19 protein-coding genes are annotated in these 24,755 nt (G+C 72.7%); 11 read left to right on the plus strand and 8 right to left on the minus strand.

Annotated features, from left to right (window positions below):
• The first annotated feature begins 66 nt into the window (after positions 1 to 66).
• The 3 genes from ACIPLC_RS12330 (at position 67) to ACIPLC_RS12340 (ending at position 3,542) form a co-directional block, all read left to right on the plus strand.
• The gene (locus ACIPLC_RS12330) at positions 67 to 2,121 is read left to right on the plus strand and encodes an FAD-dependent oxidoreductase (RefSeq protein ID WP_400472901.1); all 2,055 of its coding nucleotides are present in this window, start codon (positions 67 to 69) and stop codon (positions 2,119 to 2,121) included.
• 30 nt (positions 2,122 to 2,151) lie between these two features.
• Entirely contained in the window at positions 2,152 to 2,700 is a 549-nt protein-coding gene (locus ACIPLC_RS12335; protein ID WP_400472902.1) for a PadR family transcriptional regulator, read from the plus strand.
• Positions 2,701 to 2,789: 89 nt separating this feature from the next.
• Positions 2,790 to 3,542, plus strand: coding sequence for a hypothetical protein (locus ACIPLC_RS12340; protein ID WP_400472903.1), 753 nt, complete (start codon positions 2,790 to 2,792; stop codon positions 3,540 to 3,542).
• 248 nt (positions 3,543 to 3,790) lie between these two features.
• On the opposite strand, the gene ACIPLC_RS12345 is transcribed toward ACIPLC_RS12340, so the two are convergent.
• The gene (locus ACIPLC_RS12345; RefSeq protein WP_400472904.1) at positions 3,791 to 5,011 is read right to left on the minus strand and encodes an alpha/beta hydrolase family protein; all 1,221 of its coding nucleotides are present in this window, start codon (positions 5,009 to 5,011) and stop codon (positions 3,791 to 3,793) included.
• A 366-nt stretch (positions 5,012 to 5,377) separates the two neighbouring features.
• Here ACIPLC_RS12345 and ACIPLC_RS12350 point away from each other — a divergent pair, with 366 nt between their 5' ends.
• The 5 genes from ACIPLC_RS12350 to ACIPLC_RS12370 all read left to right on the plus strand — a co-directional run bounded on the left by ACIPLC_RS12350 (position 5,378) and on the right by ACIPLC_RS12370 (position 9,064).
• A complete protein-coding gene (locus ACIPLC_RS12350) occupies positions 5,378 to 6,049 on the plus strand; it encodes a DUF4097 family beta strand repeat-containing protein (protein ID WP_400472905.1) in 672 nt (223 codons plus the stop codon).
• A 65-nt stretch (positions 6,050 to 6,114) separates the two neighbouring features.
• Complete coding sequence (locus tag ACIPLC_RS12355; protein ID WP_400472906.1) at positions 6,115 to 7,236, plus strand: serine hydrolase domain-containing protein; 1,122 nt, start codon at positions 6,115 to 6,117, stop codon at positions 7,234 to 7,236.
• A 179-nt stretch (positions 7,237 to 7,415) separates the two neighbouring features.
• Positions 7,416 to 7,604 carry a DUF397 domain-containing protein gene (locus ACIPLC_RS12360; protein WP_400472907.1) on the plus strand — a complete coding sequence of 63 codons (189 nt, stop codon included), beginning with the start codon at positions 7,416 to 7,418 and terminating at the stop codon, positions 7,602 to 7,604.
• 144 nt (positions 7,605 to 7,748) lie between these two features.
• Positions 7,749 to 8,717 (plus strand): DUF4331 family protein, encoded by a 969-nt coding sequence (locus tag ACIPLC_RS12365; protein WP_400472908.1) that lies wholly within the window; start codon positions 7,749 to 7,751, stop codon positions 8,715 to 8,717.
• A gap of 104 nt (positions 8,718 to 8,821) precedes the next feature.
• The gene (locus tag ACIPLC_RS12370) at positions 8,822 to 9,064 is read left to right on the plus strand and encodes a helix-turn-helix transcriptional regulator (RefSeq protein WP_400472909.1); all 243 of its coding nucleotides are present in this window, start codon (positions 8,822 to 8,824) and stop codon (positions 9,062 to 9,064) included.
• Here the strand turns inward: ACIPLC_RS12370 and ACIPLC_RS12375 are convergent.
• From ACIPLC_RS12375 to ACIPLC_RS12400, 6 genes are all read right to left on the minus strand, one after another.
• Complete coding sequence (locus ACIPLC_RS12375; RefSeq protein ID WP_400472910.1) at positions 9,021 to 9,488, minus strand: hypothetical protein; 468 nt, start codon at positions 9,486 to 9,488, stop codon at positions 9,021 to 9,023. The two genes, ACIPLC_RS12370 and ACIPLC_RS12375, sit on opposite strands and share 44 nt — an antisense overlap.
• A gap of 222 nt (positions 9,489 to 9,710) precedes the next feature.
• Positions 9,711 to 10,103, minus strand: coding sequence for a hypothetical protein (locus ACIPLC_RS12380; RefSeq protein WP_350883049.1), 393 nt, complete (start codon positions 10,101 to 10,103; stop codon positions 9,711 to 9,713).
• A 43-nt stretch (positions 10,104 to 10,146) separates the two neighbouring features.
• A complete protein-coding gene (locus ACIPLC_RS12385; RefSeq protein ID WP_400472911.1) occupies positions 10,147 to 10,872 on the minus strand; it encodes an RHS repeat-associated core domain-containing protein in 726 nt (241 codons plus the stop codon).
• Positions 10,873 to 11,365: 493 nt separating this feature from the next.
• Positions 11,366 to 14,071 (minus strand): ricin-type beta-trefoil lectin domain protein, encoded by a 2,706-nt coding sequence (locus ACIPLC_RS12390; RefSeq protein WP_400472912.1) that lies wholly within the window; start codon positions 14,069 to 14,071, stop codon positions 11,366 to 11,368.
• Positions 14,072 to 14,252: 181 nt separating this feature from the next.
• Positions 14,253 to 15,119 (minus strand): hypothetical protein, encoded by an 867-nt coding sequence (locus ACIPLC_RS12395; RefSeq protein ID WP_400472913.1) that lies wholly within the window; start codon positions 15,117 to 15,119, stop codon positions 14,253 to 14,255.
• Positions 15,120 to 15,123: 4 nt separating this feature from the next.
• On the minus strand, positions 15,124 to 15,756 hold the full coding sequence (locus ACIPLC_RS12400; protein WP_400472914.1) for a papain-like cysteine protease family protein: 633 nt from the start codon (positions 15,754 to 15,756) through the stop codon (positions 15,124 to 15,126).
• A 362-nt stretch (positions 15,757 to 16,118) separates the two neighbouring features.
• Between ACIPLC_RS12400 and ACIPLC_RS12405 the strand changes: the two genes are divergently transcribed.
• A complete protein-coding gene (locus ACIPLC_RS12405; RefSeq protein ID WP_400472915.1) occupies positions 16,119 to 17,078 on the plus strand; it encodes a hypothetical protein in 960 nt (319 codons plus the stop codon).
• Between the two features lie 9 nt (positions 17,079 to 17,087).
• On the opposite strand, the gene ACIPLC_RS12410 is transcribed toward ACIPLC_RS12405, so the two are convergent.
• Positions 17,088 to 20,261, minus strand: coding sequence for a putative bifunctional diguanylate cyclase/phosphodiesterase (locus tag ACIPLC_RS12410; RefSeq protein WP_400472916.1), 3,174 nt, complete (start codon positions 20,259 to 20,261; stop codon positions 17,088 to 17,090).
• A gap of 223 nt (positions 20,262 to 20,484) precedes the next feature.
• On the opposite strand from ACIPLC_RS12410, the gene ACIPLC_RS12415 reads away from it, so the two are divergent.
• Complete coding sequence (locus tag ACIPLC_RS12415) at positions 20,485 to 23,964, plus strand: amino acid adenylation domain-containing protein (protein WP_400472917.1); 3,480 nt, start codon at positions 20,485 to 20,487, stop codon at positions 23,962 to 23,964.
• The gene (locus tag ACIPLC_RS12420) at positions 23,961 to 24,716 is read left to right on the plus strand and encodes a leucyl/phenylalanyl-tRNA--protein transferase (RefSeq protein WP_400472918.1); all 756 of its coding nucleotides are present in this window, start codon (positions 23,961 to 23,963) and stop codon (positions 24,714 to 24,716) included. The genes ACIPLC_RS12415 and ACIPLC_RS12420 overlap by 4 nt, the downstream gene beginning before the upstream one ends.
• The last annotated feature ends 39 nt before the right edge of the window (positions 24,717 to 24,755 follow it).

Raw genomic sequence — 24,755 nt, forward strand, 5'->3', positions numbered from 1 at the left:
GCACATCCCGACCCCGTCCCCTACTCTGCGGTAACACCGACACCCCGCCGCCCCCAGGAGACGTCGATGAGCGCGTCGATGAGCGCCACCCCCGGCAGCAGCCGCTACCCGCACCTGCTCAGCCCGCTCGACCTCGGCTTCACCACCCTGCCCAACCGCGTCATCATGGGCTCGATGCACGTCGGCCTGGAGGAGGCCCCCGGCGGCTACCGGCGGATGGCCGCCTTCTACGCCGAACGGGCCCGCGGCGGCGTCGGCCTCATCGTCACCGGCGGCATCGCCCCCAACGAGGCCGGGCGCCCCTGGGAGGGCGGCGCGATGCTCACCACCGGGGCCGAAGCCGACCGCCACCGCGTCGTCACCGACGCCGTGCACGCCGCCGGCGGGAAGATCGCCCTGCAGATCCTGCACTTCGGCCGCTACGCCTACCACCGCGACCTGGTCGCCCCCAGCGCCCTCCAGGCCCCGATCAGCCCCCTCGTCCCCCACGAGCTCACCGCCGAACAGGTCGAGCGGACCATCGAGGACTTCGTCCGCTGCGCCGAACTCGCCCGCCGCGCCGGGTACGACGGCGTCGAGATCATGGGCTCCGAGGGCTACCTGATCAACGAGTTCGTCGTCGCCGCCACCAACCGGCGCGAGGACGAGTGGGGCGGCCCGTACGAGCGGCGGATGCGCTTCCCGGTGGAGATCGTCCGCCGGGTCCGCGAGCGGGTCGGCGAGGACTTCATCATCGTCTACCGCCTCTCCATGCTCGACCTGGTGCCCGGCGGCTCCACCCTCGACGAGGTCGTCCGCCTGGCCCAGGCCGTCGAGGCCGCCGGGGCGACCGTCATCAACACCGGCATCGGCTGGCACGAGGCCCGCATCCCCACCATCGCCACCTCCGTGCCGCGCGGTGCCTTCGCCTGGGCGACCAGGAAGGTGATGGGCACGGTCGGCATCCCGCTGGTCGCCACCAACCGCATCAACACCCCGGACATCGCCGAGCAGTTGCTCGCCGAGGGCTGCGCCGACCTGGTCTCGCTGGCCCGCCCGCTGCTCGCCGACGCCGACTTCGTCGCCAAGGCGGCGGACGACCGCGCCGACGCCATCAACACCTGCATCGGCTGCAACCAGGCCTGCCTCGACCACACCTTCAGCGGTCTGATCACCTCCTGCCTGGTCAACCCGCGCGCCTGCCACGAGACCGAACTCGTGCTCGCGCCCACCAGGTTGCGCAAGCGCATCGGCGTCGTCGGAGCCGGCCCGGCCGGACTCGCGTTCGCCGTCTCCGCCGCCGAACGCGGCCACGACGTCACCCTGTTCGACGCCGCCGGGGCCATCGGCGGGCAGCTGAACACCGCCCGGCTCGTGCCCGGCAAGGAGGAGTTCGACGAGACGCTGCGCTACTACCGCACCCGGCTCGCCGAGTTGGCCGTCACCCAGCGCCTCGGCACCACCGCCACCGCCGAACGGCTCGCCGCCGAAGGCTTCGACGAACTCGTCCTCGCCACCGGCGTCACCCCGCGAACCCCCGCCGACCTCCCGGGCGTCGACCACCCCAGCGTGCTCGGCTACCTCGACGTCCTGCGCGACGGCGCCCCCGTCGGCGAGCGGGTCGCCATCCTCGGCGCGGGCGGCATCGGCTTCGACGTGGCCGGCTTCCTCACCGACCAGGGCGACGCGGCCAGCCTCAACCCGCCCGTGTTCCAGGCCAAGTGGGGCATCGACCCGGAGTACCGCGAGCGCGGCGGACTGCGCCGCCCCGAGCGGCCCGTACCGCCCCGGGCCGTCCACCTGCTCCAGCGCAAGACCGGCAAGGTCGGCGCCGGGCTCGGCAGGACCACCGGCTGGATCCACCGCACCGAACTCCGGCACCGCGGCGTCACCATGGTCGCCGGGGCGACCTACGACCTGATCGACGACGCCGGCCTGCACTTCACCGTCGACGGCGAGCGCCAACTGCTGCCCGTGGACACCGTGGTGCTCTGCACCGGCCAGGAGCCGCGCCGCGACCTGTACGAGGCGCTGCGCGAGCGCGGCCTGGAGGCCCACCTGATCGGCGGCGCCGACGCCGCCGCCGAACTCGACGCCAAGCGGGCCATCAAGCAGGGCACCGAACTGGCCGCGGCGATCTGACCTTTCCCTCCGCCCCCTAGGATCGACGGCATGTCGCTGCCGCACGCCATCCTCACCGCTCTGCTGGAGAGGCCGTCCTCGGGGCTGGAGCTGACCCGGCGCTTCGACAAGTCGATCGGCTTCTTCTGGCCCGCCACCCACCAGCAGATCTACCGCGAACTGGGCCGGTTGGAGGCCTCCGGGCAGATCCGGGCCCTCCAGCCGGCCGGCCCCGTCCGCGGGCAGAAGAAGGAGTACGAGGTCCTGCCCGAGGGCCGCGCCGAACTCGCCCGCTGGACGGCCGAGGGCGCCGCGCCGCGCGCCGTCCGCGAACCGCTGCTGCTGCGGCTGCGTGCTGCCGCGGTGGTCGGCACGGACGGCCTGGCGGCCGAGCTGCAGCGGCATCTGGCCCTGCACCGTGCGCAGTTGGACGACTACCGGGAGATCGAGCGGCGCGACTTCCCGGCCGAGGCGGCGGTCGGGGAGAACCGCCTCCAGCACGCCGTGCTGCGGGCCGGCATCGGGCTGGAGGCCTTCTGGGTGCAGTGGCTCGCCGAAACCCTCGAAGCGCTTCCGCCGGAGCCGGGCCAGGGGGCCTGACCTGCGGCGATCCACGCCCGCGAGCCCCTTCCCGGGCCCGGTGGGACACTGGTGGCTGTCCCTGCCCGAACTCTCGACCGGGGGCCCGGATGTCCCACCCGAAGCCGCTCCACGCCCTCGCCGCCGCCGCCCTCGCCGCGGCGGTCGCCCTGGGCCCGGCCCACCTCGCCGCGGCTGCGACGCCCGGCCAGCCCGCCCAGGGCCTGCCCACCTCCGAACAACTCGCAGCGGCCCTGCTCACCGTCGACGACGTCGGCCCCGGCTTCGCCCAGGCCCCCGCCACGGCCAGCCCCAGCGCCGGCCCCAGCGCGATGCCGTCCCCGGTCAACGGCTGCGACGCCCTCAGCGACCTGATCAACATGCACACCGGCGTACCCGGGCCCGAGACCCCGCGCGCCGAGGTCGAACTGGACGGCCAGGGCGGCAACCCGATGGTGACCGAGTCCCTGACCGCCGAGGACGCGGGCAAGCTCACCGCGGACCTCGACGCCGCCGCCGCAGCCCTCAAGAGCTGCCACACCATCACCTTCAACGCCGGCACCAACGACTCGGTGACCTTCACCGTCACCCCGGTCACCCTCGGCGACCGCCAGGACGCGCCCGCCGTCCGCCTCGACGGTACCCTGGCCGGCGTCCAGCTGAACGCCTTCGTCGGCGTCGAGCGCTTCGGCACCGTCGGCATGGCCTTCGGCTTCTTCCAGCGCGACGGAGCCTCCTCCCAGCTCGCCTCCTTCCAGTACCGCGCGGCCGTCGCCAAGGTCCAGCGCGCCCTCGGCACCACTGCCGGCAGCACCACCCCGCCCACCGCCACGGCCCCCGTCACCCGGGGCACCTCGGTCTGAGCCGGGCAACGCGACGGCCCCCGTCGGGCAGGCAGCCCGACGGGGGCCGCGGCGTGCGGGGGCGCCGGTGCTGAGCGGATCGGCGCGCTGTTCGCCGACTACACGCCGGACGAGATCGCGGTCATCGCCGACTGGTTCACCCGGGCCAAGGGGGTGCTGGGGGAGTCGCTGGACGAGATCCGGGCCGAAACGCCGTAGCGGCCGCCCCCGGGGGAGGGGCGGCCGCCACGGTCGTGGGCTGACCGGCGTTACGGCAGGTACGTCACCTCGGGGAAGGCCGCGGACGGCCCGTCGAGGAGCCGGCTGGGGCGGTGCCGCAGGTGCTGGTCGAAGAAGGCCACCGGGTACGCCTGCTGGATCCTGACCGCGCGGGCCGGGTCGAGGGTGCCGATCATGCCCCGGACCTGCTCGTCGGTCAGGCCGAGGAGCTTCGCCGCCTGCGGGATCAGCACCTGGTTGTCGCCGTACGAGACGTGCACGGCACCCTGGGCCTGGACGTCGAGCCGCCAGCCCCGCAGGTGCTGCCAGAACCCGGCGACATCCGGCTGTTCGGCCCGGGTGAACGCGGCGGTCATCATCATGAACGGCCGGTCCAGGTCGGTGGTGATGGTGGGCTGCATCGGGCCGTCCAGGCTCAGCCCGGCGCGGACGCGCTGGTCGGTGAGCATGGTGTACGCCGTGGCCGTGCCGCCCTTCGACCAGCCGAACATGCCGACGCGGTCCGGGTCGAGGGCGTGCAGCAGGCCGGCGGGCAGCGGCTTGCGGTCGGTGTCGGGGTTGCGTCCGGCGGCGAGGTCGTCGACGCAGTCGAGGAGGAAGCGGATGTCCGCGGCGAAGTCCTTCGGCCCCATCGGGATGCTCCGGTCCGGGGTGAGGACCCGGCCGTCGGGGAACTCGGTGATCGCGTCGTAGGTGTGGTCGACGGTGACCACCACGTAGCCGTGGCTGGCCAGTTCCTGGACCATCACGGTGTGGTCGGCACGCTGGCTGTGCGCGCCGTGCGAGTAGACGACGACGGGCAGGCGGCGGCCCGCGCGGTGGACCGGGGCGCCCACGTGGCCGGAGGTCAGCGGGGCGAGGGCGGGGTCGATGGCGAAGCCCGTGTCCGCGAGGAACGCCCGCAGCGCGCCCTCGGCCATCCACGGCGCGAGCGGGAAGTCCCCCGCCTCGCGGGCCGGGTACCAGACGCTCGCCATCAGCTCGCGGAAACGGCCCGGCCCGGCCACCGGGTCCGGGCGGGAGGCGTCGAGCAGGTGCAGCGGGACGGTGCCGACCGGGTGCGGCCCGGTGGGCTCGGGCAGGGTGAGCCGCGCCGGGCCGTCGGCTGCCGGGGTGGCGGCGCCCGCCGCCCACGCGGGTCGGGCGAGGCCGAGCGGTGCGGCGGCCCCGGCTGCCCCGGCGGCCAGTGCGGCCCCCAGCAGGCGGCGGCGCGTCAGTGCGTGTCGGCTCGTGAACGGCGTGGTGGTCATGGGCCCCTCCCTGGGTGTGCTGGACGGGACGGCCCCTGACGGCCCGTCCGGTCGATCTCCGTGCACCTGAGCGGAAGGCTGTCATCGCGGCCCGCTCGGCCACATCCGACCACCGGATGACAACCCGGCCGCGCGCATTGGCCTGGGGGTTTACATCCGCGGGCTGACGGCGCGGCGCCCTCTCTACGTGGAAATGCAACGGTCAGAGTGGCTGATGTTGCGTTAAATCCAAGACTGTTGCAACGAAAACATGGCATCTACCTGCATTGATCGTGATTGAACGCAACAAGCCCATTGCCTGAACCGTGAAGGCAACGTAGCGTTTCCGGAGTCAGAAACAACGAGTCGCCGTCACAGGAGAGCATCGTGCAGAACTTCGCCACCCCCGCCCCGGTCTCCGCCGTCCTCGACATCCCCGCCGGGCGCATCCGGTTCATCGCCGCCGACCGCGCCGACACCACCGTCGAGGTCCTGCCCGCCGACGCCTCGAAGAGCCGCGACGTGAAGGCGGCCGAGCGGATCACCGTCGAATACGCCGACGGCGTCCTGCGGATCGAGGCCGCGGCGGCCGAGAACCGGATCCTCGGCCAGTCCGGCACCGTCGAGGTGACCGTCCAACTGCCCGCCGGCTCCCGCATCCAGGCGAAGGCGGCCAGCGCCGAACTCCGCGGTGTCGGACGCCTCGGCGACGTCGCCTTCGAGGGCGCGCAGGCCACGGTCAAGCTCGACGAGACCACCGGCGCCCACCTCGCAGTCCTCGCCGGCGACGTCTCCGTCGGCCGCCTCACCGGCCCCGCCGAGATCACCACCGCCAAGGGCGACATCCACATCACCGAAGCCGTGCACGGCACCGTCACGCTGCGCACCGAGGCCGGCGACGTGTCCGTCGGCGCCGCCCGCGGAGTCTCCGCCACCCTGGACGCTGGCACCACCTACGGCCGGATCCGCAACACGCTCGACAACACCGACGGCGCCGCCGCCGGCCTGAGCATCCACGCGACCACCGCCTACGGCGACATCACCGCCCGCAGCCTCTGACGCGGCACCGCTCACCCGCCCCTGAACTGCGCCGCACACATCCCATCGCGAGACGAGGAACGACCATGACCAGCACCCTCCACACCGTCGAGAGCAACACCGCCCAGGACCGCCCGGAACTGCAGCAGGCCATCCAGGAGTTCGTCGACGCCGGTTTCGCCGGGATGCAGCTGCGCGTGCACGACGAGCGCGGCGAGTGGGTCGGCAGCGCCGGGGTGCGCAAGCTGGGCGAGACCGCGAAGCCTTCGGTGGACGGGCGGTTCTGGGTGGGCAGCACCACCAAGACCTTCGTCGCCACGCTGGTGCTGCAGCTGGTGGCCGACGGCGCGCTCGGGCTGGACGCCCCGGTGGCGGGCCACCTGCCCGCGCTCGGGCTGGACCGGCGGATCACCGTGCGGATGCTGCTCCAGCACACCAGCGGATTGGCCAGCTACACCGGCGACCTCGAACCCGACGGGACGTTCGTGCCGGGGATCCCCGCGATGGGCAAGGAGTGGGTGGACAACCGGTTCCACAGCTACCGGCCGGAGGAGCTGGTGCAGTTCGCGCTGTCCAAGCCGGCACGGTTCGAGCCGGGCACCGACCAGAGCTACTCCAACACCAACTACACGCTGGCCGTGCTGCTGATCGAGCAGGCCGCCGGTCGCCCGTACGCCGAGGAGATGCAGCAGCGGATCCTGCGGCCGCTCGGACTGCGGGACACCGTGGTGCCGGGCGACTCGCCGGAGCTCCCCGGGCCGCACGCCCACGGCTACTACCGCTACCAGGACGGCGACCAGTGGAAGGTGGTCGACGTCGCCCGCCAGAACCTCTCCCTCCTGGTCGGCGCCGGCGACCTGATCTCGACCACCCGGGACCTCCACACCTTCTTCGCCGCGCTCCTGGGCGGCCAACTCCTGCCCGCCCCACTGCTGGACGAGATGCGCACGCCGCACGGGATGCTCGGCTACGGCCTGGGCCTGTTCGTCCAGGACCTCGGCCCGGACGGCGGCACCATCGTCCACCACAACGGCGGCGCCCCCGGGGGCTACGGGGCACTGATGATCGGCACCCCCGACGGCAGCAAGACCCTGACCGCCGGACTGACCACCGGCGACTCCGCGTCCGACCCGGCGCAGGAGTTCCCGAAGGCGCTGGACCGGCTCATCCAGGCGGTGTTCGGCGGCGGCGTGCGGGCCGAGGGCTGACGGGACTGCGTTTCGGCACGTGGAGTGGGAAGTCGGCGGGGTCGACTTCCCACTCCGTTCGTCTTAGGGGTGGTGCCCCGGCGTGCGATGGTGGTGAGGCAGGGGTGAAGCGCGAAGTCGCTCTTCCGGGAGCGGCTGAGGGAGTCCTTGGCCTTGATCGAGAAGATGCTGGGAGAACGATGAACGCGAAGCTGGCGTGGATCAAGAGCAGCTACAGCAGCAACGAAGGCGGTCAGTGCGTCGAGGTCGCCGAGACGCCCGGCATCGTCCACGTGCGTGACTCCAAGGACAAGAGCGGCCCGCAGCTGGTGTTCGAGCCGGCCGCGTGGCAGGCGTTCGTGGCGTTCGCCGCGACCGCCGAGGTCTGAAGCAGCCTTCTCCTGACGGCCTGTCGCTTCCGCGCGGCGTTCCGTCGGCGTTCCGTCGTGCAGTGACCGCCAATCGGCGGACGAGCGGGCGGAGTGAGGGTGTCGTCGGGCCGGTGCCGGGTGGGGGCTGCTACCAACGGTCCCATGTCCCATCACCTCAGCGGCCCCAACCTGCGCTCCCCCCGGGGCGACGCGCGGCTCGACCTCACCGACGTGTTCGCCTTCCCGGCCGCCGACGCGCCCGGCCGGACCGTCCTGATCATGAACGCGAACCCCTACGCCCCGACCCAGGCGGCCGAGTTCCACCCCGACGCCGTCTACCGCATCAACATCGACAACGACGGCGACCACCGCGCCGACGTCGCCTACTCCTTCACCTTCTCCGCCCCCACCCACACCGGCGCCCAGACCGTCACCGTCCACCGCGCGACCGGCGCCGCCGCGCAGAAGCACGAGCCCACCGGGGACGTCCTGTTCTCCGAAGCCCCGGTCGCCTTCGGGGACGCGCCCGACGTCATCGAGGTGAACGACCGCAAGCTCTCCGTCGGCCTGCGCAGCGACCCCTTCTTCGCCGACCTCGAAGGGATCGTCAACGACTTCACCTGGACCGGCAAGGACGCCATGGCCGATGCCAACGTCTTCGGCATCGCCCTCGAAGTCCCCGACACCGACCTCGGCCCCGACCCGACGATCGGCGTCTGGGCCCGGGTCAGCCTCCGCCAGGACGGCCAACTCGTCTCCGTCGACCGTGGCGCGCACCCCTCCCTCACCGCCTACTTCAACAAGGAGGAGGTGAAGGACGCGTACAACGCGGGTGAGCCGGCCGACGACTGGGACACCTATCGCGAGGCCTGGACGGCCGTCCTCCAGCACACCGGGGACTACACCACGGCAGCTGCCACCGAGACCCTCAAGCTCGTCCTCCCGGACATCCTCCGCTACGACCGCTCCCGCCCCGCCGCCTACCCCAACGGCCGCACCCTCGTCGACGACGTGACCTCGGCCCGCCTCACCATGGTCTCCGGCGGCAAGATCACCGGCGACCACATCCCTCCGCACACCGACGTCCTCCCCGTCTTCCCCCACCTCGGCCACCCGCACCCCGTCAAGTAGCCGGACGTCAAAGCGGCGGTCAAGAATCCTTGACCGCCGCTTCGCACTCCAGGTGGTGATGCTGTGTCAGGCTGTGCGCCCCCACTCGCCGATGAGGAGGTCCGGTGAACCAAGCGCGCCCACTGATCGAGGACTTCCCCGCCCACCCGGACGGCGATCCGGCCGGCGCCCTCGCCCGCGCCGTCCACGAACGCCGCACCGCCCTCGGCCTCTCCGTCGCGGACCTCGCCAAGCGCGCCGACCTCACCGACGCCCAGATCCGCGCCATCGAGGCGGGCCACGTCGCCCCCACCCTCCCCCTCCTCACCGCCCTCTCCCGGGCGCTGGAGGCCGCGCCGAAGCTGTGAGCGCTGAGGCCCGCGCCCTCTCCAACTCGGCCACGAGGCCTCCGACCCGTCGGTTCGCCTTCGTCCCCCACCCGTAGCCGGCCAGCAGCGGCAGTTGGTCCGACTTGCCGTCGGCCAGGACCAGTTCCGGGAGGTCGGAGGAGAAGAGCGTTCCGGGAACCGTGGCCGACCGCACCTCCCGCACCTCGGACCAGGTGTAGGAACGAGCCCGCAGCAGCCCGCAGTACTTCACGCCGTCCGCGCCGAAGGACACCCCGTAGACAGGGGAGCGGAGCGTCAGGACCAGGCCCGGAACCCCGGCGAGGACGATCGGTATGAGGTCGTCGACCCTGGTGGAGAACGCCGCCGACGACGCCGCGATCAGTGCGCACACGAGCCCGATCAGGAAGTACGCGAAAGCCCAGGGACTGCGCCGCTTCTGCATGATTTCCCCCAGTTGTGTTGTGAGATCCTTCGCCGAGTACCCCGGGGGCAATCCTCCCCGTCCCAACCAACCCACCTCTCATCCCAGGCTATCGACCCGCTGTGTGTTCGGGTAGCCGGACCGGATGCGTCTCGGCCGACTCCCGGAAGGGGCCGGACCACGCAGAGTGGCCCGCCGAAAAGGACGGCGGGCCACTCGAACGCTAGCTAGACATCTTCTTTTCTACTTGCCGATGATCTGCTCCCAAAGCGGCGTCTCGTGAGACAGCGGCCGGAACGCCCGCCACTGCTCTCCATCAATATCGAACTCCAAGACCCGTTCCCGGAAGATCCACTTCCCGGTGGTCCTGACGCTGGCATCCCCCAGTGCGATCGACAGCACTGCGGAGACCGCCGACTCGGCCGGCATTTCCTCGAACGAGAATCCGTCGCAGAAGAATCCGTAACGGGACCAGTCCCCTACGGGGCGCAGGTCGATGTCCAAGGCGCCGCCAAGGTGCACGGTGACCATCGGATCATCCTGATCGATGTTGACCGAGATCGGCAGGAAGTCGGGAATCACTTCCCGGGACGATCCGGCGGCCGAGATCCTCTCGGCCATCTCCTCGATTTCCAATGCGACCCCTCGTCGATATGCCTGACTCTGTCGTTCCTTGCGGTTACCAGTGATGCTTGAACGCGTGCTTCCCGATGCGGGGGCCCCAGAGGGCGTCGATCTTCCGCAGCTTGGGGATGGGCGTCTTGATCCTGAAGACGGCTCGATAGATCTTGTCGCCATCACGCTTGTGAACCGACCAACCGGCGGCCCACCTGGTGTCCTTGTTCCCACTATTGTACCGACCGGCCTTGCCAGGTTCTCTGAGGCCGAGCTTCTGCTCACCCTTCTTGAAGGCAGTCATGCTCACGTTGCCGAATCTCTCCGACCTTCCTCCGAAGGTCTTGCTGAGAAACAGCTTCTCGGTGTATTTGACCTTCGCCTTGGTGGCCGACCAGGCAACGGCCTTGGCCACCTTGCGCGTTGCGGAAACGGCCTTGACGGCTGCGAATGCAGCCCCCGCTGCGGCGCCTGCGCCGACGACCTGCGCCACTGCCACGACCGCCATCTCGGCAGCCTTGGCCGTGTTCCCGGTGGCCGCGTAGGAGCCCGAGGAGACCACGGCCGCTATGGTGCCGATCGGGCCGGGGATGTAGGCGGCCACTTCGGCGACCTTGGCGACAACCTCGACCGTCTTCTTCAGGAAGCTCTTGATGCCCCAGTTGCCGTCGAGGTCGGTGCAGTTGATCGGGTCGCCGGTGCAGTAGTCGTACGGGCTGGCGTTGCCGCCGGGCACCGGGTCGATCTGCAGGAAGCGGCCGAGGGCCGGGCTGTAGAGGCGGGCACCCATGAGGATGTCGCCGTCCTGGGCCTCGGCGGAGCGCTGCTTGCCGCCGAGCCAGCCGTAGCGGGCGTTGGCCTGACCGTCCGGCGGACCTCGTCCGAGTCGTCGCTGTAGTGGTTCAGCTTCGACGTGGCGTTGGCCCAGGTGCCGTCGGCCTGCTTCTTGCTGGTGGTGAACGCGGTCAGGCGGTGGGCGGCGTCGACGGCCCACTCCTGCTTGGTGTCCCCCTTCTCCTGGGCGGCGACGCGGTCGTTGGCCCAGTAGGTGTTGGTCGCGCCGGTGGCCGTCTTCACGGTGCGCCCGAAGGCGTCGTAGACGAAGCCGGCGTCGGTGAGCCGGTCGGCGCTGTCGTAGGTGTGGTTCTCCGTCGTGGCCCCGGCCGTGCTGCACTCGCCGGCCGCCCCGCGCGGGGAGGTCTGCTTGGACAGGCGGTTGGAGTGGGCGTCGAAGGCGTACTGGCGGGTGACGCAGCCGGTGGCGACCGTGGTCTGCTCGGCCTTCACCAGCCGGCCGAGACGGTGTTGTCGGAATTACGGCTGTAAGTACGGCCGGTGGCCACACCCATGGCGTTGAAGGTGTCCTTGCGGACGATGCCGCCGGGGTAGGTCTGCTCGACGAGCTGACTGCTCGTGCCGTACTTGGCGGTGAACTCGCCCGCCACGCTGTCCGTGACGGAGGTGAGGAATCCGCGCGGCTCCTTCGCGCGGTCGTAGGTGTAGCTGGTGGACCCGGTCGGGTCGCTCAGCTTCACCGGCTTGCCGAACTTGTCGAACTCCGAGGTGGTGGTGGCGCCGTCGGCGTCCGTGTAGGAGATCAGCCGGCCCAGCTGGTCCATGACCCTAGTCAGGGACTTGCCGCCGGAGGTGGTCTTCACCGCGTCGCCGGTGGCCGGGTCGTACTCGACGGTGACCTTCGGCAGCGGCTTGCCCTCATCCGAGGTGATCTCGGTCGAGACGACGCGATCCAGCCCGTCGTGGACGGTGACGGTCTTTCGGCTCTTGCCCGCGTTGGTCTCGGTGGTCTCCTCGGGCTCGTTGAACGCCGAGTAGCGGGTGACCCGCTTGACCGGCAGGGTGGTCGGCATCCGCGTGTCGTCGGATCCGGTGATCGCGCCGCCCGGCATCGTGACGCAGGGCAGGCCCGCCCACTCGGGACGGTTGGCGCACGCGGCGTCGTCCGGGTTGGCTCCGGCGGTGTAGAACACCGACTTCACCGTTCCGGCGTCGGCACCGTTCGAGCCCGGCTTGCGGGACTCCAGCGCGCGTCCGGAGGCGTTGTACTTCACCGTCGAGGTGGGCTTGGTGCCGAGGGCGTCGGTGGTGACTGCGGTGGGCACCTTGAGCGTCCAGCCGGAGGTACCGCCGATCGGCGTGTCGTAGCCGGTCTTGGTGACGCGCAGTTCGACGTCGTCGGCGTAACCGTCGATGCGGGCGCCGTCGGTGGCGGTGGTGACCAGGTGGTAGGCCTGGCCGTCGGGCTTCCCTTCGTCGTAGGTGTTGGTGTTGTGGTCGCGGGCGACGACCGAAGTCCCGGCGGCCAGGGTCGGGTTGACCTGCTCGGCGAGCGACGCGCGGTAAACCGGACCGAGCGTCTCCGCCACGTCCAGTCCGTCTGCCGTGAAGACGGTGCGGGAGTCCAGCAGGCGTGCCCGGGTTACGGAGTCGGCCGTGGTGAGGTTCAGTTCGGCTGCGATCTTGTCCGCGTCCGGGTGCGTGCCGAGCGCGATGGAGCGGTTGGTGGCCTCCAGGGCGCGGACGACGTGGCCGTAGCGGTCGTACTCCTTGGTGTCGATGTCACCGCCCGGGGTGACCGACGGTGTCGCGGTGTTGACCTCGCTGCCGGACGCGTTGAGGTAGTGGACACCGGCTGGCTTGTAGCCGTCCGGGCCGGGCTTCGCCGCCGAGGCGGTGTTGGTGCCGGGGTCGTCCTCGGGGCCGAACACGGCGGTGGCGTCGGTCGGCGCATCGGTCTGCGCCCACTTGGCCACGTCCGCACCGGAGAGGTCGTACGGGCCGCCCGCGCCGCGGGTCAGCGGCACCTCGTAGACGACCGACGTCGCGATCTCGCCGTTGACCTGGTCCTTGCTGCCCGGCGAGAGCGTGCCGCGGCGGACCTTGAGGAGACGGCCCGGGTCCTGATCGGCTGCGGCCTTGCCGTAGTCGAAGTTCCACGGCAACTCACCGGCAGCGCCGATCCGGGTGACCCGGCCGGCGTCGTCGTAGCTGTACGAGGTCTTCAGCGGGGTGGCCAGACGCGGGTCCCACACCTGAGCCAGGCGGCCGCGGTCGTCGTACACGTAGTGCACGACCTCGACGGCCTCCTGCTTGGAGGTGGCTGGGTTCCACGACCAGACCTTCACGCCTCGCACCCGGTCCAGGTAGTCACCCGGCGTCGAGGAGGTGGCGGTGGTGGCCTTCGCGTAGTCGTACTCCATCACCTCGCAGCCGCGCGGCAGCGGGTCGACGGTGCAGCCGTTGACGTCGTCGACGCCTGGCTCGACGGTCGGGATGACGCGCTTGACCAGCGAGCGGCCGTCAGTGGTGTCGTACTGGTAGCGGGTGGTCGACGCGGCTTCCGCCCCCGTCTCGCTGACCACCTGGTAGATGTTCGAACCGGCCTGGCGGGCGAAGACGGTCTTCGAGCCGTCCAGCTCGCTCAGCTCGTAGGTGGTGCCGGAGGTCTGGACGTCCCAGACCTGGTTCGGCCCGGTCCAGCAGACCCAGATCGAGGCGCCCTTGTCGGCGTCGAGACACTGGCCCGAGTGACGGTTCATGACCGTGCCGTCGGTACGAACCTCCCACTGCTGGTTGTCACCGCCGTTGCAGCCCCACAGTGTGAGCGGGGTGGCGTTGCCGACCGGGCCGCGGTTCAGGTGCTCCTGCGAGGCCGGGTCGATCGCGGCGTCCCACATGACGGGGGCCGGGATCTTGACCGCGCTCTTGCCGGTCGCCTTGTCGAGCAGCTGGATCGAACCGGCCTGCTGCGGCGAGACGGTGAGCCCGGTGGTGTCCAGCGGGATCGTCATCGTGCCGGTCTGGGCGACGGCGGAGCGGTCCTTGACGATCAGGAACTGCTCGAAACCGGTCCGGGTGGCTTCGAGGACCAGGTCGACGCCGGGGCGGGCGTTGACGTAGGTCGCCTTGTTGCCCTCCAGCTTGGGCTTGGGCAGCTTGCCCAGCCAGCCGAACTTGGTCCACCACCACACCGGCCTGCACCAGCAGGCCGAGCGTCAGGAGCGCTGATACGGGGCGCATCCGACGCGTAGAGAAGGCCTCGCCCGCGGATGCGAGCGAGGCCTGAGGTTGTTTTGACGGAAATTGACCTACTGTCAATTCCCCTGAGAAATTTCCGTTTTCGCCTCCGCAAAGAGAGGCGTGCAGGTGCCGTCAGGCGGTGGTGCGGCCCGCCCGGCGGCGGCGCAACAGCGCCGTGCCGAGCCCGAGGGCGGCGAGGAGGGTGCCCGCCCCGGTGAGCAGGGCGGCGGTCGGGGTGGAGTCGCCGGCCGGCGCCGCGACCGGGGCCGTCCCCCGGTCGAAGCCGCCGAGCAGGTGCGCCTTGGCGTAGTCGGTGCCGGGCAGCTTGTCGGCGTACCGGTCGTGGACCACCTGCTGGTACTGCGTGAGCGTGATGCCCGAGGTGCCCACGGACCGGACCGCGTCCGGGTTGAGCGGTCGGACCTGGCCGTCGACCAGGGCGTACCAGGCCCGGATCTGCGGCTCCTCGAAGGCCACGGCTCCCCGGCCCAGTGCTGCCGCGGCGGCGGCGTGGTCGGTCTCGTCGCTGCCGGAGGCTATGTTGATCTCGGCCCAGGACCCGCTGTCGTGCGGGTCGGGGGCCGTCCACACCGAGGCCTTGCGGCCGTCGGCCGCGTCGGCCTCGGTCGCCATGAACGCGAACTTCGCGACCGGGGCCCCGACGGAGGACGCCGCGACGAAGGCCGGGTTGAGGTAGTACACCGGCACGGTGGCGCCGACCACCCGGGCCGGGGCGGCGGCCGCTGCCTGGCGGGCGTCGGAGCCCTGACCGGTGCCGTGGGCGAAGAACCCGCCGAGCGTCCGCACGACGGGGGCGGCCTTCGCCGCCGCGGCGGCCGCGGTGACGTCGGCCGCGGACGGGGCGGACGGGACACCGGCCGCCGTGGCCGGGTCGGCGGCGACGGCGGGGGCGGCGACGGCGGGGGCGGCGACGGCGAGCAGTCCGCTGCCGGCCAGGGCGATGGCGGCGAGGGCGCGCGGGGCGCGGAAGTGCGTCATCGTGTCACGCCCCGATCCGGTACAGCGAGTCGTTCCAGTTGAACTGGCCGTTGTAGCCGGCGTAGTAGCTGTACGACGCCAGGTTGTAGCGGTTGCTGCTGGGCCACGGGTCGCCCCAGTAGATCGACTTGTTGCTCTGGTCGTAGCCGTAGATGACCTGGGCGTGTCCGCCGCCGGCCAGCCAGGAGATGCCGGTCTCGATCGGCCGGCCCGCGTTGATCTCGCTGACGATGGTGGTGAAGGACAGCGCGCCGGTCTCCTGGCCGGGGGACACGCCGAGGGCGGAGAGCGCGTTCTGCACCCAGGAGAGCTGGCCGGGCTGGTTGGGGCACTGGTACGAGGTGTCCTGGCCGTAGGCGAGGTCGCAGAACGAGTTCTGGTCGGTGCCGTGGCCGAGGAAGGTGGCGATGGTGTCGCCGGAGGCGGCCCAGCACCACTGGTCCTGCTCCTGCGCCTGCATGGAGATGTTCAGCTTGGAACTGCCCGCCGCGTCCTGGGTGGTGACGACGGCGGTGCCGGTCGATGCGGCCTGGGGGGAGGCCGAGGCGGTGCCGGCGCCGGTGGTCACGACGGCGGCCAGCATGCACAGCGCGGCCAAGCCGGCGCGCAGGGACGACCCACGGATGGGTCCACTCATGGGGGAACTCCTTCGTGCGGGAGGCACGGACGGCACCGTGTGCACCCGGCGCCGCCCTGGGATGTGCCTTGTGGGGGATTGCCGCGCGGCCGACGCGGCGGGTCCGGACCGGTGTGAGGAAGCGTAGGCAGCCCGCCGGGCCGCTCCCAGCCCCTGCGGCGGGGAGCGGGCGGCACTGTGAACGGGGTTGTGAAGACGGGCGGCCCGGGGGAGGTGCCGCGTCGCAGACCGGCGGCCCGGGCTTGGCTCCCGGATATGGACGCCGCCGGGGGAAGCCGGTAATTTCACAGCGCGCCGCGTCCCCCCACACCGCCGCCGCTTCCCCCTGTACCGCCGGCGGGCCAGTAGCCCCGGGAGCCCCGATGGCCAGTCGTCAGGAACCGTCGTCCGGCGCCGCCCCGGAGAGCGCCGCAGTGCTGGCCGCGCTGCGGGCCGGGCCCTTCGGCCTCGCGCTGCGCACCGCGATCGAGGCCCGCGGCCTGCCGCTGGAGCGGCTGCGCAGCCGGTTGGCCGAGCGCGGCCTGCGGATCGCCGTCACGACCCTGAGTTACTGGCAGCGCGGGCTGCGCCGGCCGGAACGCCCGGAGTCGTTACGGGTGGTGGCCGCGCTGGAGGAGATCCTCGGACTGCCGGCGCACTCGCTCACCGCCCTGCTCGGCGCGCCGCGCCCACGCGGCGGGGCGGACGGGGCCGCCGACCGGCCTCGCCCGTACGCGCAGCTCGTGCGCACCCCGGGCGATCTGCGCGGGCTGCTCGCGGACCTGGACAGCCCGGCGGCCGGGAAGCTCCAGGTGGTCACCGAGCACGCGACGGTGACGGTCGGACGGCGTCGTGAACTGACCGCGCTCAGTTCGATGGTGGCGGTCCGGGCCCGTCAGGACGGGGTCGACCGGGCGCTGTTGATCTACGACTGCGACGAGGGGGTGGACGAGGGGGCCGTCGAGATCGTGGCGGGGGACAGCTGCCGGCTGGGCCGGGTGCGCCGGGATCCGGCGGCCCGGGTGGTGCTCGCGGAACTGCTCTTCGACCGGTCGCTGCACTGCTCGGAGACCCAGGTGTTCTCCTTCGAGGTGCGCCCGCACAGCGACGCCGAGTGCTGCCGGTACCGCGCGGCCTTCCGCTTCCCGGCCGACCACTACGTCCTGCGGGTGCGCTTCGATCCGGGTGAACTCCCGGTGCAGTGCCAGTGGTTCACGGCCCGCGACTCGGAGGGGCCGGACGACAGCAGCGTCGACCTCACCCTGGACAGCCACCACCTGGCGCACGTGGTGGCGACGGCGCTGGGGCCCGGGGTCGCGGGAATCCGCTGGGCGTGGACCTGAGTTCTCCGGTCAGGCCGGTTCGTACGAGGTGTCGCCGACGAGGGCGCGGGCCTGGGGGGCGGTCATGGGGTGGGCGAAGAGGTAGCCCTGGCCGAGCGGGCAGCCCATGGCGGCGAGGAGGTCGCGCTGTTCGGGGTGCTCGATGCCTTCGGCGATGACCCGGACGCCGAGGGTGTCGGCGATCCGGGTGATGCCCTCGACGAGGGCGTACTGCTGCGGGGAGAGGCCGAGGCCGTCGATGAAGGACTTGTCGATCTTGAGGATGGAGATCGGGAACTCGCGCAGGTAGGAGAGCGAGGAGTAGCCGGTGCCGAAGTCGTCGATGGCGATGCCGACGCCGAGTTCGCCGAGGGTGGCCATGTCGGCGTGGACGCGGTCGTCGCGGCGCATCAGGACGGATTCGGTGAGTTCGAGGACGAGGGCGTGCGGGTCGATGCCGGAGCTGCGCAGGGCGGCGCGGACGACGTCGACGAAGCCGGCGTCGCGGAACTGGCGGGCGGAGACGTTGACGTTGACCCGCAGCGGGGGGAGGCCGGCGGCGGCGCGGGTGGCGGAGCTGGCGGCGTGCCAGGCGGCGGCCTCCTGGGCGGCGCGCTCCAGGACCCAGGCGCCGAGGGGGACGATCTGGCCGCTCTCCTCGGCGAGGGCGATGAACTCGTCGGGCAGCACCATGCCGCGCCGGTGGTGCGGCCAGCGGACGAGCGCCTCGAAGGCGACCAGGTCGCCCGTGCGCAGATCGACGATCGGCTGGTAGTACAGCTGGAAGGAGGATTCGGCGATCGCCGTGTCCAGGTTCTCGTTCAGCTCGTGCCGCTCCACCAGCCCGGCCTGCAGGGCCGGCTGGTAGTGGTGCCACTGGCGGCGGCCGGCCGCCTTGGCGGAGTAGAGCGCGAGGTCGGCGTGGGTGAGCAGCTCGGCCGCGTCCACGCTGTCCTCGGTGGTGGCGACGCCGATGCTGGCCGTCACCCGGACGGCTCCCGCGCTCAGCTTGAACGGTTCCGCGAACACCGCCAGCACGGTGTCCGCGATCGCGTCCACGTCGGCCGGGCGCAGCGCGTCCTCGACCAGGACGGCGAACTCGTCGCCGCCGAGCCGGGCGGCGGTGTCGGAGCTGCGCAGCGCGGTGGAGACCCGCAGCGAGACGGCGATCAGCAGTTCGTCGCCGACCGCGTGCCCCTGGGTGTCGTTGACCACCTTGAAGTCGTCGAGGTCGAGGAAGAGCACCCCGGTGACGGCGCCGCTGCGCTCGCCGCGGGACAGCGCGTGGCCGACCCGGTCCTGGAACAGCACCCGGTTGGCGAGGCCGGTGAGGGAGTCGTGGAAGGCCCGGTGGGTGAGTTCGCGCTCCATCTGGCGCTGCTCGGTCACGTCGCGCAGGGTGAGCACCAGGCCGCCGACCGTCGGGTCGGCGCGCAGGTCGTTGAAGCGGACCTCGGCCTCGATCGGGGTCCGGTCCTGCCGCAGCAGCCGCCAGTGCTCGCGGGGCTGCTCGCGCAGCGGTTCGCGCGGTGGCGCGTGCGCCGGGGCGGGGTCCACCGGCCCGCGCATCCGGGCCAGCGCCTTGCCGACGGCCCGGCTGTCCTCGGGCGGGACGAGGTCGGTGAGCAGGGTGCCGTCCAGGCTGGGGTAGCCGAGGACCCGTTCGGCGGAGGAGGAGGCGTAGCGGACGCCGTCGTCGGCGTCCAGGATCAGGATGACGTCGCTGGCGTTCTGCACCAGGGTGCGGAAGTACAGCTCACTGTTGCGGCGGTTGACCTCCTGGCTCAGCACGACCCGTTCGACGGCCAGCGCGGCCTGTCCGGCCAGGATCTCCAGCGAGCCCCACAGGCTGGTGAGCTCCTGCGCGGTGCCGGTGACGATGAGCGCGCCGATCAGCGGGTCGCCGGAGGGGCGCTCGTCGAGGGTGAGCGGGCACAGCAGGGCGGAGGGCATGCCGTCGAGGCGGGCGGCGAGGTCGCTGCCGATGTCCTCGACGGGCAGCAGCCGGGTCTCCCGGTAGGCGGCGAGGGCCAGCGCCTCGTCGGAGTCGGTGACGGGGCCGAGGTGGTGCTGGGCGGCGCCGCGTTCGGCGTGCCGCACGTGCAGGACGCCGGCCTCGGTGACGGCGAGCAGGGCGACGTGCCCGGGTTCGGTGGGCATCAGGGTGGAGGCGGCGGCCTGGACGGCGTCCGCGACCTCCTCGACGGTGACGGCCGCGGTGAGTCTGGCGCCGGCCTCGCGCAGGGCCCGCTCGCGGGCGATCGCCTGCCGGCGGGCGACCACGACGACCGCCAGCCGGGCCAGCACCAGCAGGTAGAGGAGGGCGGAGAAGGCGCCGATCACGCCCGCGTTGCTGGTGTTGCCGTTCAGCGACTCGATGATCAGGATCGCCGGGGCGATCAGCGAGGCCAGGGTGAGCAGGGCGAGGCGCCCGGCGCTCAGGTCGGGCTGCTGGGTGGGCACGGGTCTGGTCAGCTCGACCATGGACGGGTGCAGTGCGGCCGCGCCCCAGGCGGTGTAGAAGGCGGCCCAGCCGAAGTCGACGGGGGTGCCGATGCGCCAGTCGCCGTGCAGTTGGATCAGCCCGTACAGGGTGTCCGAGACCAGCATGCCGGCGGTGCCGACGGCGAGCAGTTGCAGGGCGCGGCTGTTGCCGCCGCGCGGGGTCAGCAGTCGCAGCAGCAGGGCGAGGACGATCACGTCGCCGAGCGGGTAGCCGATCGAGACGGCCTTCTGGAACCAGGAGAGGTCGGGATCGCGGGCGTACGGGAGGATCAGGTAGATCCAGGCGAGCAGCGCCAGGCCCATGGTGAGGATCAGCGCGTCGAGGAGGCCGGCGCGGTCCTGACGGGCCGTGCGCCAGCGGATGAAGCCCAGCACGCCGGCCGCGTACAGCACGAACTCGGCCAGGTAGAAGCCGTCGGCGACGGACGGGAACGGGTTGGTGAGGTGCAGGAACTGGGTCTGGATGACCTGGACGACCTCGCCCGCGGTGAAGCTCAGGTTGGCGAGCGCCAGCACGTACCAGAACAGCGCGTGCGCGGGGCGGTTGAGGTGGACGCCGGCCACGATGGCGGCGGTGCCGCCGAGTCCGATGCCCGTCCACCAGATGATCCGCTGCGGGGGGTCGGTGTAGTAGACGCCGGTGAACAGCACCATCCACAGCAGGTAACAGACCATCAGGCGCTGTCGCCGACGTGTCAACGGGGCTACCTCCTCCGCGACGCCACCCGGCTTGTGGGGCGGGGGAGTTCGGGCGAGGGCGGGGCTTGGCGGTCGCGGGGTCATCTCGTCCCGGGCTGACGGGCACACGGGAGGACGGCGTCCGGTCGGGTTGCGATCGGACGTTCGTCCTGTGCCCTGAGTGCGTATAGTCGGAAATGTCGCACCTCCCAGCAAACCGCCGCCACAGCACGAGGTCAAGCCGGTGGACGACGCAGCAGACAGCGCACAGGGCGTACGAACGGATGTGAACTCCGGGCGTCACGCCGTGCTGCGCAACGACGACGGTCAGTACGCGATCTGGCCCAGCGATTTGACCGTGCCGGGCGGCTGGCACCTGGTCTACGGGCCGGCCGGCCACGATGACTGCCGGGCCCACGTGGCCCGCGAATGGCGCCCGCCCGGCCTCGGCTTCCCCGGGCTCGGCTCCCCCGGGGAGCGCGGCCGCGGGCGGGCGGCGGGCGGCGACACCGTGCACGGACTGCTGCGCTCCCGCGCCGCGCAGCACCCGGACACGGTCGCCGTCATCGCCGACGACACCACGCTGAGCTACCGCGAACTGGACCGGCGCAGCGACCGCCTGGCCCGGGCGCTGCGGGCCCGCGGGGTCGGCCCCGAACAGGTGGTGCCGGTCTGCCTCGAACGCGGCGCGGGCCTGGTCGTCGCCTGGCTCGGCGTGTTGAAGGCGGGCGCGGCGTTCCTGCCGCTGGACCCGGCGTACCCGGCGCGGCGCCTGGCCCGGCTGGTCGAGGACTGCGGGGCGCGGGTGGCGGTCACCGGCGGTGAGGCGCTGCCGGGCGTCGAGCCGCTGACGGTGGACGCGGAGGACGGGCCGGAGGGTGCCGGCGGTCCGATCCTTGCCGAGTCCGATGGCGCCGAGTCCGATGGCGCCGAGTCCGATGGCGCCGAGTCCGATGGCGCCGGGCCCGACGGGGCTGGGCCCGACGACCTCGCCTACCTGATCTACACCTCCGGCACCACCGGCACCCCCAAGGGCGTCCCCGTCACCCACCGCGCCCTGGTGTTCACCCTGGACCGGGTCGTCCACGCCTACGGCCTCGCCCCCGGCGAACGCGTCCTGCAACTCGCCGCACTCGGCTTCGACACCGCGCTGGAGCAGGTCCTCGCCACCTTGCTCGCCGGGGCCACCGTCGTCCTCGGCGGCGGCCGCACCTGGGCGCCCACCGAACTCGTCCACCGGATGCGCGGGCTGGGCCTGGCCGTCGCCGACCTCACCCCCGCCTACTGGCACCACGTGCTCACGCTGCTCCCGCCCGGCGGGCCCGGCCCGGAGGGGCTGCGGCTGGTCGTCGTCGGCGGGGACGTCGTGCACGCCGACGACTGCCGCACCTGCCTGGACCGGCTGCCCGGCGTCCGGCTGGTCAACGCCTACGGGGTCACCGAGGCCGCCGTCACCTCCACGCTCTGCGAGGTCACCCCCGCCCTGCTGGACGCCGTCGGCCCGGGCGGCCCGGCCGCGCCGGTGCCGATCGGCCGCCCGCTGCCCGGCGTGCGGGTGCACGTCCTGGACGCCCGGCTGGCCCCCGTACGGCCCGGCGAGAAGGGCGAGATCCACCTCGGCGGGCCCGGCCTCGCCCGCGGCTACTGGCGCGCCCCCGTGGCGACCGCCGAAGCCTTCGTCCCCGACCCGTACTCCCCGGTGCCCGGCGAGCGGATGTACCGCACCGGCGACGCCGGGCGCTGGCGGGCCGACGGGCAGTTGGAGATCCTCGGCCGCTTCGACGACCAGGTGAAGGTGCTCGGCCACCGCGTCGACCCCGCCGAGATCGAGGCCGCCCTCGCCGCCCACCCCGACGTCCGGCAGGCCCGGGTCGCCGCCGACGGCGGCGACCCGGACGGCGGCCGCGCGCTCACCGCCTACTACACGCTCACCGACCACGCCGCCGCCGACGCCGGTACCGGGGTCCGCCGCGACCGGCTCCGCGCCTACCTGGCCGACCGGCTGCCGGAGTACATGCTCCCGGCCGCCTTCGTGGCGCTGGACCGCATGCCGCTCACCCCGGCCGGGAAGGTCGACCGCCGCCGGCTGCCGCACGCCGAGCCGACGGCGCACCGGCACGCCGGCGGGCCGCCTGCGGACGGGCCACGTACGGACGGGCCACGTGCGGACGGGCCGGGTGCGGACGGGCCGGGTGAGGGCGGGGCGGGTGAGGACGGGCCGCGCACGCCGGGCGGCACCGGGGTGGCCGTCGGCGGGGGAGTCGTCGAGGACGCGATCGGGCAGTTGTGGGCCGAACTGCTCGGCGTCGAGGACGTCGGGCCCGCCGACGACTTCTTCGTCCTCGGCGGCAACTCGCTGCTCGCCATGGAGATGCTCGCCCGCGCCCGGATCATGCTCGGCCTCGACATCACCCGCGTCCGCGCCCTCACCCGCGCCCTGCTGCGCGACGCCACCCTGCGCGCCTTCGCGACCGCCGTCCAGGCCGCCCGCGCCGACGGCCCCGGCCCCGGCGAGACCGCCGTCGACTGGGCCGCCGAAGCCCGGCTCGCCCAGCCCGTCCAGCAGTCCTGGAGCCCGGCGCCCAGCCGCGCCGAACCCGCCGAGATCCTGCTCACCGGCGCCACCGGCTTCTGCGGCGCCCACCTGCTGCACGCCCTGCTCACCACCACCCGGGCCCGGATCCACTGCCTGGTCCGCGCCCCCGACGAGGAGCACGCGCTGGAACGCCTGCGCGCCGCCCAGCAGCGCTTCCTGCGGCACGACCTCGCCGACCCCCGGGTGGTGCCGCTGGTCGGCGACCTCGCCGCACCCCGACTTGGACTGACGCGGTGTCAGTTCGACGAACTGGCCGGGAGCCTGGACGCCGTCCACCACCTCGGCGGACAGGTCAACTTCCTCTACCCGTACCACCAGCTGCGCGCGCCCAACGTCGGCGGCACCCGCGAGATCATCCGTCTCGCCGGGCACAGCCGGGGCATACCCGTGCACTACCTGTCCACCCTCGCCGTGCTGGCCGGCTTCGGCGCGGCCGGCGTCCGCGAGGTCACCGAACGGACCCCGCTCGCCCACCCCGACCGGCTCGGCGTCGGCTACGTCGAGAGCAAGTGGGTCGCCGAAAAACTGCTGCACGACGCGGCCGCCGCCGGGCTCCCGGTCACCGTGCTGCGCACCAACGACGTCACCGGGGACCTCGCCACCGGCGTGATGAACACCGGCACCGAGATCTGCGCGCTCATCGCGTACCTGGCGGACAGCGGCACCTGCCCGGACGTGCGGCTGCCGCTCGACTTCGTCCCGGCCGACCGGTTCGCGCGCGCCGTCGCCCACATCGCCGCCCACGCCCCCGCCGACGGCGAGGTCTACCACCTCACCTCGCCGGGCCCGGCCGACCTCGCCGACCTCGCCGAACGGCTCCGGGCCCGCGGCCACCCGATCGACGAACTCCCGTACGGGGAGTGGGTGCAGGGCCTGGTCCGGTTCGCCGCCGGGCACCCCGCCCACCCCATCACGCCGTTCGTCCCGCTGTTCGTCGACCGCGCCCCCGGGTCGCAACTGTCGATCAGCGAGCTGTACTTCCGGCCCACCTTCCCGCTGTTCGACCGCGCCAACGCCGACGCCGCACTCGCCGGCAGCGGGATCGACCTGCCCGCCGTCGACGCCGGCCTGCTCGACCACTACCTGGAGCGGCTGGCGGCGGAGGGCTTCCTCGGGCCGCCGGCATGAGCCCCTTCGACGGGCTGGACGTCCGGCGCGGCCCCGGGGACGGGCCGGTGGCCTTCGGCGCCGGCCTCGGCGCGCCGGACCTGCTGGCGGCGTACCGCCGCGGGCTGTTCCCGATGCCCGCGGCGGACGAGTACGCCAGCGCCTACAACGAAGCGCGGTACGAACAGGCCGTCGAGGCGGGCGAGTTGGCGCTGCTGCCCGGCGAGGGCGACCCGTACGCGCTGGCCTGGTGGTCGCCCGACCCCCGGCCCGTCCTGCCGCCCGACGGGGTCCGGCTCGGCAGCCGCCTCGCCCGGCGGCTGCGCCACCGGCCGCAGTGGTGGACCAGCGCCGACCGGGCCTTCGGGGAGGTCCTGGCCCGCTGCGCGGAGGGGCGCCAACCGGCGTGGCTGACCGGGGAGTTGCGGGCCGCACTGGAGCGGCTGCACGCCCTCGGGGCCGCCCACAGCGGCGAGGTGTGGGAGGGCGAGGAGCTGATCGGCGGGGTGTTCGGAGTCGCCGCCGGGCCCGTCCTCAGCCTCGACTCGATGTTCCACCGCCGCCCCGACGCCGCCCGCGTCGCCGTCGCCGACCTCGGGGCGCGCTTCGGTGCGGCCGGCGGACGGCTGCTCGACGCCCAGTGGGACGGCTCGCACATCCGCAGCCTCGGCGCCGAGCCGGTACCCCGCTCCCGGTACCTGGCCGAGCTGGCGGCGGACGCCACGGTGGGCCCGCTGCCCGGAGATCCGCTGCCGGCGGCCCGGCTGGCCTGACCCGCCCTGCCCTGCCCTGCCCCGCCCCGCCCCGCCCCG

It is taken from the genome of Kitasatospora sp. NPDC086801 (assembly GCF_044745805.1).
GTDB lineage: Bacteria > Actinomycetota > Actinomycetes > Streptomycetales > Streptomycetaceae > Kitasatospora.